The 13,089-nt window shown below is 53.0% G+C and carries 12 protein-coding genes and 1 tRNA gene; 3 read left to right on the top strand and 10 right to left on the bottom strand.

Features of this window, described 5'->3' with window-relative positions:
* The 4 genes from tpiA to WBG83_RS19100 all read right to left on the bottom strand — a co-directional run bounded on the left by tpiA (position 1) and on the right by WBG83_RS19100 (position 4,252).
* Positions 1-753 carry a triose-phosphate isomerase gene (tpiA, locus tag WBG83_RS19115; RefSeq protein WP_336746923.1) on the bottom strand — a complete coding sequence of 251 codons (753 nt, stop codon included), beginning with the start codon at positions 751-753 and terminating at the stop codon, positions 1-3.
* 17 nt (positions 754-770) lie between these two features.
* A complete protein-coding gene (locus WBG83_RS19110; protein WP_336746922.1) occupies positions 771-1,955 on the bottom strand; it encodes a phosphoglycerate kinase in 1,185 nt (394 codons plus the stop codon).
* 172 nt (positions 1,956-2,127) lie between these two features.
* The gene (gene gap, locus WBG83_RS19105) at positions 2,128-3,132 is read right to left on the bottom strand and encodes a type I glyceraldehyde-3-phosphate dehydrogenase (RefSeq protein WP_336746921.1); all 1,005 of its coding nucleotides are present in this window, start codon (positions 3,130-3,132) and stop codon (positions 2,128-2,130) included.
* A gap of 97 nt (positions 3,133-3,229) precedes the next feature.
* A complete protein-coding gene (locus tag WBG83_RS19100) occupies positions 3,230-4,252 on the bottom strand; it encodes a sugar-binding transcriptional regulator (RefSeq protein ID WP_336746920.1) in 1,023 nt (340 codons plus the stop codon).
* Positions 4,253-4,757: 505 nt separating this feature from the next.
* On the opposite strand from WBG83_RS19100, the gene WBG83_RS19095 reads away from it, so the two are divergent.
* From WBG83_RS19095 to WBG83_RS19085, 3 genes are all read left to right on the top strand, one after another.
* Positions 4,758-4,832, top strand: a tRNA-Arg gene (locus WBG83_RS19095).
* Between the two features lie 143 nt (positions 4,833-4,975).
* Entirely contained in the window at positions 4,976-5,557 is a 582-nt protein-coding gene (clpP, locus tag WBG83_RS19090) for an ATP-dependent Clp endopeptidase proteolytic subunit ClpP (RefSeq protein WP_336746919.1), read from the top strand.
* Between the two features lie 103 nt (positions 5,558-5,660).
* The gene (locus WBG83_RS19085; RefSeq protein WP_336746918.1) at positions 5,661-6,725 is read left to right on the top strand and encodes a pectinesterase family protein; all 1,065 of its coding nucleotides are present in this window, start codon (positions 5,661-5,663) and stop codon (positions 6,723-6,725) included.
* Between the two features lie 134 nt (positions 6,726-6,859).
* Here the strand turns inward: WBG83_RS19085 and WBG83_RS19080 are convergent, their stop codons facing one another.
* The 6 genes from WBG83_RS19080 to WBG83_RS19055 form a co-directional block, all read right to left on the bottom strand.
* Positions 6,860-8,608: a stalk domain-containing protein gene (locus WBG83_RS19080; RefSeq protein WP_336746917.1), complete on the bottom strand. Its 1,749-nt coding sequence runs from the start codon at positions 8,606-8,608 to the stop codon at positions 6,860-6,862.
* Positions 8,609-8,747: 139 nt separating this feature from the next.
* Complete coding sequence (locus tag WBG83_RS19075; protein WP_336746916.1) at positions 8,748-9,017, bottom strand: HPr family phosphocarrier protein; 270 nt, start codon at positions 9,015-9,017, stop codon at positions 8,748-8,750.
* A gap of 147 nt (positions 9,018-9,164) precedes the next feature.
* Positions 9,165-10,100: a DNA-binding protein WhiA gene (whiA, locus tag WBG83_RS19070; RefSeq protein WP_336746915.1), complete on the bottom strand. Its 936-nt coding sequence runs from the start codon at positions 10,098-10,100 to the stop codon at positions 9,165-9,167.
* A 6-nt stretch (positions 10,101-10,106) separates the two neighbouring features.
* Complete coding sequence (locus WBG83_RS19065; protein WP_336746914.1) at positions 10,107-11,099, bottom strand: gluconeogenesis factor YvcK family protein; 993 nt, start codon at positions 11,097-11,099, stop codon at positions 10,107-10,109.
* 3 nt (positions 11,100-11,102) lie between these two features.
* On the bottom strand, positions 11,103-11,990 hold the full coding sequence (gene rapZ, locus WBG83_RS19060) for an RNase adapter RapZ (protein WP_336746913.1): 888 nt from the start codon (positions 11,988-11,990) through the stop codon (positions 11,103-11,105).
* A gap of 74 nt (positions 11,991-12,064) precedes the next feature.
* Positions 12,065-13,018, bottom strand: a complete 954-nt coding sequence (locus WBG83_RS19055; RefSeq protein WP_336746911.1) for an ROK family glucokinase — start codon at positions 13,016-13,018, stop codon at positions 12,065-12,067.
* Between the last annotated feature and the right edge of the window lie 71 nt (positions 13,019-13,089).

Below are 13,089 nucleotides of genomic sequence, written 5' to 3'. Positions count from 1 at the left end.
TTACTTGGCCCCCTCAACGAGACCGATGTAAGATGCCGGTTCGAGGCTTGCGCCGCCAACCAGTGCGCCGTCAATTTCCGGCATGGACATAAATTCTTTTACATTGTTCGGCTTTACGCTGCCGCCGTATTGAATCCGGACTTTCGCAGCAGTCTCAGCATCGAACAGCTCTGCAATAACTGCACGAATGCGGCCGATAACCTGGTTCGCATCATCAGCGGTTGAAGATTTGCCTGTACCGATAGCCCAGATTGGCTCATAGGCTACAACGACTTGCCCCGCTTGCTCTTTGCTGAGGCCTTGGAACGCGGCAACCGTTTGCACCTTGTTCACTTCGTCGGTTTGGCCGGCTTCACGCTCTTCCAGCTTCTCACCGACGCACACGATTGGCGTCAAGCCGTGCTTGAAGGCCGCGTGTGTTTTTTTGTTGACCGCTTCATCGGTTTCCGCAAAGTACGCGCGGCGCTCCGAGTGGCCGATAATGACGTATTGTACGCCCAGATCCTTCAGCATGCCTCCGCTGATTTCTCCGGTAAACGCACCGCTGTCTTCGAAGTGCAGGTTTTGCGCGCCGACTTGGAGCGTGGTGCCTTTTACAGCTTCAACCAGAGCCGGCAGAGCTGTGAAAGGCGCGCAGATGACGCTATCCACACCGTCAACCTCTGCCTTCCCTTTGACTTCTTGGACGAAGCTTACCGCTTCGCCCGCTGTTTTAAACATTTTCCAGTTTCCTGCAATAATCGGTTTTCTCACGTTTGCTACCGCCCTTCTTATTTATCGTTCAGAGCAACAACGCCCGGGAGCGCTTTGCCTTCCATGAATTCAAGAGATGCGCCGCCGCCAGTGGAGATGTGGTCCATTTTGTCAGCCAGCTTGAATTTCTCAGCCGCCGCTGCGGAGTCGCCGCCACCGATAACGGTGTAGCCGCTTGTTGCCGCGCATGCTTCGCCTACTGCCTTAGTGCCCTCCATGTACGGTGTCAGCTCGAATACGCCCATCGGTCCGTTCCAAACGACGAGCTTGGAGTTTTTAATCACGTCCGCATAGATTGCGCGTGTTTTCGGTCCGATATCGAAGCCTTCCCAATCGGCTGGGATTTCATTAATCGGCACGATGCGGGTGTTCGCATTGTTGCTGAAGTCGTCGCCGATGACGATGTCCACCGGCAGCAGGAAGTTGACGCCTTTTTCTTTCGCTTTTTTCAGGAATTCCAGCGCCAGATCCAGCTTCTCGTTATCCACAAGGGATTTGCCGATTTCGTAGCCTTGCGCCTTCAGGAAGGTGTAGGACAGACCGCCCCCGATAATGATGTTATCGGCAATGTTCAGCAGGTTGTTGATCACGTCGATTTTGTCTTTTACTTTCGCACCGCCGACAATAGCAGTAAAAGGACGATCCGGGTTATTCAACGCTTTGCCCAGCACTTCCAGCTCTTTCTCCATCAGCAGACCGGAAACCGCCGGAATGTGGTGAGCGATCCCTTCTGTCGAAGCGTGTGCGCGGTGCGCAGCCCCGAACGCGTCGTTGACAAACAGATCCGCAAGCTCTGCAAACGCTTTTGCCAGCTCCGGATCATTTTTCTCTTCGCCTGCGTAGAAGCGTACGTTTTCCAGCAGCAGCACGTCGCCGTCGTTCAATGCAGCTACTTGCGCTTTTACCGCCTCGCCAATTGCCTCGTCGGCTTTGACTACCGGCTTGCCGAGCAGCTCGGACAGACGTGCAGCAGCAGGCGTCAAGCGGAGCTCCTCTACAACCTGACCCTTCGGACGGCCCAGGTGGCTCGCCAAGATGACTTTCGCCCCTTGCTCTACCAGGTACTTGATGGTTGGCAGGGTTTCACGGATGCGGGTATCGTCAGTAATGCGGCCGTTTTCAAGCGGCACGTTGAAGTCAACGCGCACGAATACTTTTTTACCGCTCAGGCCAGCGACGTCACGAATGCTTTTTTTATTCAAAGGGTTTCCCTCCCGAGTGTCTTGATCACATCATGTGGAAAGAGGAGAATCTCTTCTCCTCTTTCTTTAATAAGCGCTCATTCTTCCAGCTCGAAACACACTGGGTCAACAGGATTTCCATCAAGCAGACAACCCTGCCGTTTCCTTGCGGGCAATGCTCGAGCTTATGAAATTACAGGCCTTTTTTTGCGATGAATGCAGCCAGGTCAACAACACGGTTGGAATAGCCCCACTCGTTATCGTACCAGGAAACAACTTTCACCATGTTGCCTTCAACCACCATAGTGGACAAAGCGTCGATTGTGGAGGAAGCAGGGTCGCCGTTGTAGTCGCTGGAAACAAGCGGCTCGTCGGAGTAGTTCAAGATGCCTTTCAGCGTAGTGCTTGCAGCATCTTTCAACGCGCCGTTTACTTCGTCAACCGTTACGTCGCGCTCCAGAACAGCAACCAGGTCGGTTACGGAAACGTTTGGAGTCGGAACGCGCATCGCCATACCGTTCAGCTTGCCTTTCAGTTCAGGCAGCACGAGCGCAACCGCTTTTGCAGCGCCAGTGGAGGACGGAATGATGTTCTCAGCAGCAGCGCGGGCACGGCGCAGGTCTTTATGCGGCAGGTCCAGTACGGATTGGTCGTTGGTGTAGGAGTGAACTGTTGTCATCATCCCTTTAACGATACCGAACTTGTCGTTCAACACTTTAGCAAAAGGCGCCAAGCAGTTGGTTGTGCAGGATGCGTTGGAGATGATTGTATGAGCAGCCGGATCGTATTTATCTTCGTTTACACCCAGAACGATGGTGATATCTTCGTCGGTTGCAGGAGCGGAGATAATAACTTTTTTCGCGCCGCCTTTCAAGTGAAGGGAAGCTTTTTCTTTGGCAGTGAAAATACCGGTGGATTCAACAACGATTTCTGCGCCCACTTCAGCCCAAGGCAATGCGCCTGGATCGCGCTCAGCGAATACTTTGATTTCGCGGCCGTTTACGATCAGCTTGCCTTCGCCAGCTTCAACAGTTGCGTCCAGCTTGCCGTGCGTAGTGTCGTACTTAAGCAGGTGAGCCAGTGTGTTAACGTCAGTCAGGTCGTTGACTGCAACCACTTGAACTTCCGGGTTGTTAAGCGCTGCGCGGAACACGTTGCGGCCGATACGGCCAAATCCGTTAATACCAATTTTCACCATGATGATTTCCTCCCAAACGTTACGTTTAATTTTTTATGTCAGGACGAGCAAGGTTGCTGCGTCATGATATCGAATCCTGAATTGTTGTATGCTTCTCTTACATAAACGGAAGCATCGCTTTTGCGGCGCCCTCATCCGTAATGAGCACATCCTCATGCCCATATTGGAGAATGGACGCAATCGCTTCACCTTTGCTGTTTCCGCCGGCTACGGCAATCACGATCTCCGCTTGCTGGATATCCTCCAGCCTGAGACCGACCGTTCCCATCTTGTGGACCACTTTTCCCTGCTTGTCAAAATAATACCCGAATGCCTCTGCAAGCGCCCCGTCATGCTTTAGTGCCTCGATGGTGGTTTCATCGAGCTTGCGGCGCCGCGCCATGGTCATCGCGTCTCCGATGCCGTGTACGACGATGCGAACACTGCGGATAACCTCTACAATCTCACGAATATTCGGCTCTTGAATCAGCGACTGGTAAGCTTCCTCACTCAGATGATCCGGTACATGCAGCATCCGGTAGCGCGCCCCTGTTTTCTTAGCCATGGAAGACACAATCGTGTTGGCCTGGTAATCCAGGCTTTCACCGAGTCCGCCACGCGCAGGCACAAACACGCTTGATTTGAACTGCGGCGATTCGGTTAAATGCTGGGCAATGGCCGCCATCGTTGAACCGCCGGTCACGGCAATCACATCGCTCGCGGAGACGAGACTGCGCAGCACGGAGGCTGCAGAGCGTCCCAGCTCGCTTTTGGCCGTTCTCGTATCATCCGAATCACCCGGCACGACTATCACCTGCTTCAGGCCGTAATAACTGCGGATGCGCTCCTCGATATCGGCTAAGCCGAACAGCTCTTGCACGAGCGGCTGCATTTGTTCCAGCAGGGTCATTCCGGCCTCGCTGACCGATATGCCCGCCGTCTGCACTTCTACCAAGCCCTGCTGCTTCAGAAAGTCAACCTCGGCCCGAAGCACCCGCTCTGTCTGCCCCAGCGCGCTTGCCAGCGTTCGCCGGCCAATCATACCCGAAGTGGATAAATGCTGCAGAACCGTATATCTCTTCTTCAGCGTTTCGAGCAGGTCCGGAACAAGCTGCTTTTGCATGTCGAGTAAATGCCTCATGAAATCTCCCGTTCTTTCTTGAAGGCTTGGGCGTTGGACACTTCGTGTCCCAGTGCGACATAAAACGTCCCGCTTACACTTCCTATTTTAGCGCCAAATTTGTCGAATTGCAAGCATTCTATATTCCCAAGTTAACAATTTGGACAAAAGAAAAGGAAAGTCGCATCGACTGCCATCCCCCAGTATTGCTGTTTTATGCAAATAACATACCGTGAAGCGCCCCAAACACAGATTCAGGCCGGTATACAAGCCACATTCCTACAGACATGTCATTTCGTATTTGTGCTTGCCCTTATACTTCATGCCGCGCAACGGGCCGCTGCCAACACACGAATGCGTCGTAGTGAACGCTAGTAAACCGTAGGGGGCCGACCTGTCTTGGCTCACCCACTCGCAAATATAAATCATCCCGCTTTCGCTGCGCTGGTTCATCCCAAAAATAATTTGTACAGCCCGCTTGCATTTTCGGATTATATGTCATATAATAACTCTTGCTTGCTTCTTTGCGCCCGTGGTCCAATGGATATGACGTAGGCCTCCGGAGCCTGAGATAGGGGTTCGATTCCCTTCGGGCGCGCCATTAACTTTACCGCATGCATAACGAAAAAACAGTTCCTCTGCGTGAACTGATTTTTTTTGACTCATGTTTGACCTTTGTTGACCTTTGTGATATTGTTAGCACATAGCTTTCCTATAACCCTTTTGTCAGGAGGAGTATCTGCCATGAATTTTATTCCGATGGTTGTGGAACCTGATGCCCGCGGCGAACGCGCCTATGATATTTACTCGCGGCTTCTCAAGGACCGGATTATTTTCCTAGGTACCCAGGTCAATGATGTGGTGGCTAACTCGATTATCGCACAGATGCTGTTCCTAGCGGCACAGGACCCGGATAAGGACATTTCGCTCTACATTAACAGTCCTGGCGGCTCGATTACAGCCGGCATGGCCATTTACGATACGATGCAATTCATTAAACCGGATGTTTCCACCATTTGTGTCGGTATGGCTGCATCCATGGGCGCTTTCCTGCTTACTGCAGGCGCCAAAGGAAAACGTTATGCGCTTCCGAACAGTGAAGTGATGATTCACCAGCCTCTGGGCGGCGCGGAAGGCCAAGCCTCTGATATCGAGATTCGCGCCCGTCGTATTCTGAAGATGCGCGACAAGCTCAATGGCATCCTTGCCGAGCGGAGCGGACAGCCGCTGTCACGTGTGGAGAAGGATACGGATCGCGACTATTTCATGACCGCTGCAGAAGCGAAAGAGTACGGTCTGATTGACAGCGTCATCGAGAAGCTTTAAAGCTCTGCCTGTTTTCAAGCCATCTGATTCCGTGTACCAGAAAGCGCCGGGCTTTTGCCTTCGGCGCTTTTTTTGGCATTCCCTAACTGGAGGCGACAAGCTCATGACCAGCAACTCCATTCCCTCACACGTTCATGCCGTCGTTGATGCAAGCTATACCGGCGAAGCCGGCGGTATTGCAGGCAAACCGGCCTATCGCACGGTACAAGCTGCTCTGAACGCCGCTCCCGAAGCCGCGGACCGGCCGCATATCATTTATATCCGCAGCGGCGCCTATTACGAAAAGCTGACCATCACAAAGCCGAATATCATGCTATTGGGGCAGGAACGCGATTATACCGTGCTTACCTACGATGCCGCATCAGGAACGCTTCGCCCTGACGGAACAGCCTACGGCACAACAGGAAGCGCAAGCCTGACCGTGAAGGCTCCGCAGTTTACTGCGGCCAATTTGACCATTGCCAACGGCTTTGACTATCCGGCCAATCTGGCCAAATCCGAGCAGGACCCGGACCGGATAGCCCATCCGCAGGCGGTGGCGCTCAAAACAGAGAGCGGCAGCGATCAAGCCGTCTTTAGAAACTGCCGCTTAGAAGGCTACCAGGATACATTATATACCGGCGCGGGCCGCCAATACTTTGACCACTGCATCATTTCCGGGCACATCGACTTTATTTTCGGCGCGGGCCAAGCTGTCTTCCAGAGCTGCGAGATGATTTGCAGAGCCCGGAACGGGGAAGAAATCGAGGGCTACATCACAGCCCCCAGCACCAAGCTGTCCGAAGAGTACGGACTTGTATTGATAGACTGCCGTCTCGTCAAGGATTCGCCAGCTCTGCCGGATGAATGCTATTCGCTCGGACGTCCCTGGCATCCGACCACAGACCTCCCGGACGGAACCCGCGCAGCCGATCCGGAAGCTGTCGGGGCAGCCGTTTATATACGCTGCTATATGGACGCCCACATCGCCCGCGAGGGCTGGCATTCCATGGCCGGACGGGATAAGCACGGCGAGACGGTCTGGTTTCAGCCGCAGGACTCCCGCTTTTTTGAATTTGGAAGCTACGGCCCCGGCGCTCACCGGCATGAAAACCGCAGACAGCTTAACGAAGCTGATCTGCAGCGATTTACGCTAGCCCGCATTTTTGACGGCTGGGAGCCGGCTTGACGCTGTTACTCTGCTTGGGCTTACATCGCCTGCTCCCCCTGTAACACAGCGTTTTCGTATAACAAAACCGCCCTCCGCTGCACTGATTCGGCAGCCGAAGGGCGGTTTATTTTTGACGCTGTCTTATGAAGCCTCTATTCCCGGTCATCCAGTGGATACAAGATGACGTCAATCGGGAAGGCCGAGCCTGCCGGCGGCGTAAATTCAATATCCAGTGACGGCTCTTTCCCCGTCGTGCGGTACAAAATTTGAATTTGTGTGAACGGCTGAATGACGCCGGATGGCGGAGCCAGCACGAACTCGCCGTTAATCTTGAACGGCCCCTTAAATACGCCGCCCTTTGCCAGCAGCAGAATCGCCATTTTGCGAGGTTTTTCCGCATGAATTTTGTAAATCATGCCGTAGTTGCCCTCATTCTTGACGTTCTCTTTGCGGAACACGTCGTAGCCGTCTGTGAACGGATCGTCCTTACCGTCCCCGATCGTCAGCCGGGAAGGCTTGTCGAAGCTCGAAGCATCGACATCCCAGCGCACTTCAGATACCAGGAACGTCCCGCGCACATGGCCGTCAAACGGCAGCGGCTTGTAGAAATACGTTGATGTTGGTGTAGCAATCCTATCCATGGCCATGAAGGAGAACATGACTTCGCCATCGCCCGTGTCAACGTCATAAAACACATTGACCCCTTGGCCCGGCAAAAATTGCGGCATCTGCACATATACACGGGACTGGCCCGGCGGAATGGTCAGCACCTCATCCTGCTGGTCGTTCAACAAGAAGTCGACCGAGGCCTCATGACCGATGAGATTCGCATAGATGGACGGATAAACCTCTCCCTTACGGGTCGTATGAATGGTGACTTCTTTATTCGTCAGGTTAGAGGCCAGAATGACAAATTGGACATTGTCCTCCATCCCGTTCACATGGTCGGCATACAGCCGGCCTTTTCCCTTAATTTTATCCTGATACAAAATACCTTTTTCCTTGAAGGTCTCCGGGCTGTCACTCAGGACCAATATGCGGGACTTGTCCTCCGTCACTTTCTTGGTCAGCAGCGGCAGGTCCCAGAAGTTGCCCCAGAGCATACTCCAGTCCGTTTCAATAAAAGAGTTCAGCGGATAATGATACAGCTTGTATTCCAGCTCCGTAGCATACGTTGTATTCGTAATGACGATATTGCGGGTGTATTCTTTACTTACATGGCCCTTCCCATCCGTCACCTTCAGGGAAACCGGATATGTTCCGGGAACGAAGAAGGCCTCCTGTTTTCCGGTCCATTCGTATTTGGCGATCCCTTCCGCATCCGGGTCGTAGCTAAGGTCAATATACTTGACCGGCTCGCCAATCCGGTAGCTGGTTTTGCCGAAGGTGAACTTGGCCACCGGCGTTGAATTGTCAGCGTCCCCCAGCCCCTCCGGCTGCTTGACGTAAATGACATCAATCCGTTTAGTCGCTTCATTATAGTACTGCTTGGCGCCCAGGTAATCGGCAATCCAGGCCAGCTTGACATATAGCCGGTCCTCCACCATTTGGGCCACACTGTCAAACGGAACGGTTACGGTATTGATGTGGACGGATTTATGTTGAATATCCACCTCCAGCTTGGCAGCCGGCGTCTCCATATCGACACGTTTCGTTTTTTCGTTCCACGCTACTTTAAAATCCAGCGAATCCCCAATAAACTTGGCCGGCACGTACACCTTGCCGTCCACCAGTATCGGAGCCGCCTCAAGAGTTAGTGGCTTGTCGTTCAATGTTGCTTCCGTACCGTCGACCGTCATGATAAGGGTCATCGTTGTCGAGGATACCGCTCCTGCCTGAGGCACAATCGCCACTGCAAACAAGACCAGCAGCAGTCCCAGAATTACCATCCGCTTTCTCACAAAGCTCACTCCACTCTTTCTCGTTCTACCGTAAAAAAACCTTTTGATTACGCCAACCCGTCTTATAGACGTAAGGCGGAACAAAAGGTTGCGTTTGGGTACCGATTTGGAATAAATTAACCATTTCCCGTTCGGTGTGTTATTGGTTTTCCAGTTCTTCTTTGCTGACCAGAGCGACTAAAGCGGTTACAGCCTGTTCCGAGTCTGAACCTTCTGCGCTGATGTATACCTCGGTGCCCGAGCTAATTGCCAAGCTCATGATCCCCATGATACTTTTGGCATTTACTTTTTTCTCGTCTTTTTCCACAAAGATTTCAGAGGAAAACTTGTTGGCTTCCTGTACAAATAATGCTGCCGGTCTGGCGTGAAGCCCGGTTTTCAACCGCACCACTACAGGTCTTTTGGTCATTTCATAAATACCCCCAATACGAAAATGCGATAACCAACTCTATATATAGCATAAATGATTAACCTACAAATCCAATCCGATACATTCTATTATAACATTTTTCACCCAAGGACACTACTATTCTCAGGAAAATTTTGAATTTCGTCATCAGGAGTTCCGAACCTTCTCCGCCAGCTCATCGATTTTGCGCAGCCGGTGATTCACGCCGGACTTGCTGACGCTGCCTTTGAGCAGCTCGCCCACTTCCTTCAGATTCATATCCGGATGCTGCAGACGAATCTCGGCAACCTCCCGGAGCTTGTCGGGCAGATTTTCCAACCCGATCTCCTTTTGAAGCAGACGAATGTTGTCAATTTGCCGGACGGCGGCGCCGATGGTTTTATTCAGATTGGCCGTTTCGCAGTTAACCAAGCGGTTAACGGAATTGCGCATATCCTTCATAATACGTACATCCTCGAACCGGAGCAGTGCTTGATGAGCCCCAATCAGGCTGAGAAACTCAATTATTTTCTCGCCCTCTTTTATATAGAACACGAAGCCTTTCTTGCGCTCAATGCATCTGGCATTCAAGTCAAACCGGTTTGCAAGCCGGCACAGGTGCTGGCAGTGCTCTTCATACATGGATGAGATTTCGAGATGGTAGGAAGCGCCCTCCGGATTGTTGACAGACCCTCCCGCCATAAATGCCCCGCGCAAATACGAACGGCGGCAGCAGGTGTTCCTGATAAGCCGTTTATCGATCCCCGGCGTGAACTGGAATCCTTCGGAAACAATGTGCAGCGCGGACAGAACCTCCTGAACCCGGGCAGGCAGACGGACAATGTAGACGTTATTCTTCTTGAGCCGCATCTTCTTGCGCACAAGCAGCTCGGCATGAGCCTGAAACATTTTCTTAATTAAGGTATAAATCCGGCGGGCAATCGCCGCATTTTCCGTCGAGACGTCAAGCACCATCCGGCCGCCGGACAACCCCACCGAACCATTCATTCGAATTAAAGCCGAAAGCTCCGCCGCTTGACAGCATGGCTCTTCGATATCCAGCAGCGTCAATTCTTTTTTGGTTTGTGCCGCAAAGGAAGACACAAGCCCTCACCTCTTTTCTTCCTCCCGGCCCGCTACCAGCTTATAGATCTGTTCACTGAGCCGGTTTGCATCATGACGCAAATACGTCCGGTGCAGCACAAGCTTATCCGCGATGACCGCACAGCCTTTTTCCAGAACGCGTTCCAGATCCAGCTTGACCGCCTTCGCGCCTTTTTCGGCATATTTGTTTTCAACCTCGGGCGGAATCGGACCATCATTGACAATCACATAGTCCAGATGCAGACAGCCGACGTGGTCCTCGATTGCCTGCAGGTGATCACTGACCGTGAAGCCGTCCGTCTCCCCGGGCTGCGTCATAACATTGCATACAAAAATCTTGACCGCTTGCGACTTCTCTATCATTTCCGAAAGCCCCGGGACAAGCAGATTTGGCATGATGCTGGTGTACAAGCTTCCCGGCCCGATCAGAATCGCATCCGCCTCCCGAAGGGCGTCCAGCGCTTCATCAAGAGGGGATACATCCGAAGGCTCGATAAATACCCGGTGAATGGCTCCGCCAGCTTTGGGGATTTGCGATTCTCCTTCAATCAGGCGCCCGTCCTTCATGCAGGCCTTGAGCACAATCGATTGATTGGCCGCCGGAAGCACACGGCCCCGCACAGCGAGCACGCGGCTCAACTGCTTGATGCCCGTTACGAAATCTCCGGTAATCTCCTTCATTGCAGCAAGTATAAGATTCCCCAAACTATGACCAGCTAAACCCGCGCCTGTACTGAAGCGGTGCTGAAGCATGCGGGAGAGCATCGGCTCCGCCTCAGCCAGCGCGCTAATCACGTTACGGATATCGCCGGGCGGCGGCATTTGAAGCTCGGATCGCAGAATCCCGGAGCTCCCGCCGTCATCAGCGACAGTGACAATGGCAGTAATATCGATCGGTTTTTCCTTCAGTCCGCGAAGCATGACCGACAACCCCGTGCCGCCTCCAATGACGACAATGCGTGGAAGCTCGCTGTTCAACTCCCGATCCACTTCGCTCACCTCTTATCGTCTGTCTTTGTCCGCATCCCGGTGGCTTACCCGGACGACCTCCGCTTCATGCTGTACCAGCGTTTTACTCAGGTATTCCGCAATCGCAACGGAACGGTGCTTCCCGCCGGTACAGCCGATTCCGATGACAGCCTGGCTCTTGCCTTCCTTCTCAAACCGCGGAATCAGGAATTTCAACATGTCGACGAGCTTGGTCAGAAACTCCTGCGTTTCCTCCCATTTCATCACATAGTCGTACACGTCCTTATCCAGTCCCGTATTCGGCCGCAGTTCATCGATATAGTGAGGGTTAGGCAAAAAACGAACGTCAAAAATCAGATCGGCGTCGATCGGCATGCCATATTTGAATCCGAAGGACATGACGTTGACTGCGATACGATTCTGACCGGCGTTCGTAAAGCGGGCGGCGATTTTCTCCTTCAGCTGAACCGGCTTCAGGCTGCTGGTGTCAATCACCTGCGTCGCCATGCCCTTCAGCTCCTCCAGAAGGCGGCGTTCCGCCTGAATCCCGCTAAGCGGAGAGCCCTCCTGCGCCAGTGGATGCCTTCTCCGGCTTTCCTTGTAGCGCTGAACGAGTACCGTATCCACTGCATCCAGAAACAAAATTTCGTACGTCAGCGCGGAATTTTCTTTCAAGTACCGGAGAGACTCGGTCAGCGCATCAAAAAACTCCCGTCCGCGCAGGTCGATGACCAGCGCCACTTTTGCAATATTCCCCTGCGATTGCTCGATCAGCTCAGCAAACTTGGGGATCAGCACGGGGGGCAAATTATCCACACAGAAAAAGCCTAAATCCTCCAGGCTTTGAACAGCAATGGTTTTGCCTGCCCCGGACATTCCTGTAATGATGACCAGCTTACCCAGCGGCCATTCCTCCTCCATTCCGGTCCCCTCCCCTCTGTAGAAACCAGCCCGAAGCGGCGGCATCCAGCCCGATATCCTTGCTTCAAGATATGCTAGCCTCTGAGCATAAGTCCGGCGGCGCCAACAACCCCCGCACTATTCCCAAGCTGCGCCCGAACAATTTCTACGCCTTCATTTGCTTTATTGGTCGTATATTTCTTGAATACTTCACGTACGGGGTCCAGCAGCACATCGCCCGCTGCTGACACGCCGCCGCCAACAATAAAGCGCTGCGGGTTAATGACCACGGCGACAGCCGCCATGGCCCGGCCCAAATAATACGCCGCCCGGTTAACTATCCGGCAGGCCACTTCATCCCCGGCCTTAGCCGCATCAAATACATCCTTGGCTGTGATGGACCCCAGCTCTGTTAATGTAGTGCTGTCTCCGCGCTCAACCGCATCGGTCGCCATACGGATAATGCCTGTTGCCGAAGACACGGTTTCGAGGCAGCCGTATTGACCGCAACCGCACTGAATCGCTTCAAGATCAGGAACAATTTGCATATGGCCGAGCTCCCCCGCCATTCCTGCAAAGCCGGTGCACAACCGGCCATCAACAATGACACCGCCGCCAACGCCTGTGCCCAGGGTATAGCATACCAGCGTAGAAACGCCCTTGCCTGCACCTGCCCAAGCCTCGCCCAGCACAGCTACATTGGCATCGTTATTTATTTTGACTGGCTTGCCGAACCGTTCTTCCAGCCCTTTCTTCACCGGAACGTTCACAAAGCCCGGAAAGTTCGGAGACAATTTGACAAAACCCTCTGCGATGTCCATGAAGCCGGGAATTCCAGCGCCAACACCGGCAACCTGATCCCAGGAAAAAGAGGAATTCCCCACCAGTGCCCGGCTGTATTCATTAATACGGTTCAAAACGGTTTCCGGTCCTTGTTCCGCATCAGTCGGTCCTTCAAACTTGTGGAGCAGTTCTCCTTCTTCTGTACAAATACCCAGCTTGACCGTCGTCCCGCCCAAATCCACGCCGATATAAATCTTCTCTGACACGCGAGTCACCTCAAGTACAAATAGTAATTGCTTCTTTCCCAACTATAAGGCAACCCATCTTGGAGGTCAAG

Origin of the sequence: Paenibacillus sp. y28 (assembly GCF_037137075.1) — a bacterium.
Lineage (GTDB): Bacteria > Bacillota > Bacilli > Paenibacillales > NBRC-103111 > JBBBNV01.
The sequence above is the reverse complement of the archived record's forward strand: the minus strand, read 5'-3'. Positions and strand labels throughout refer to the sequence as shown.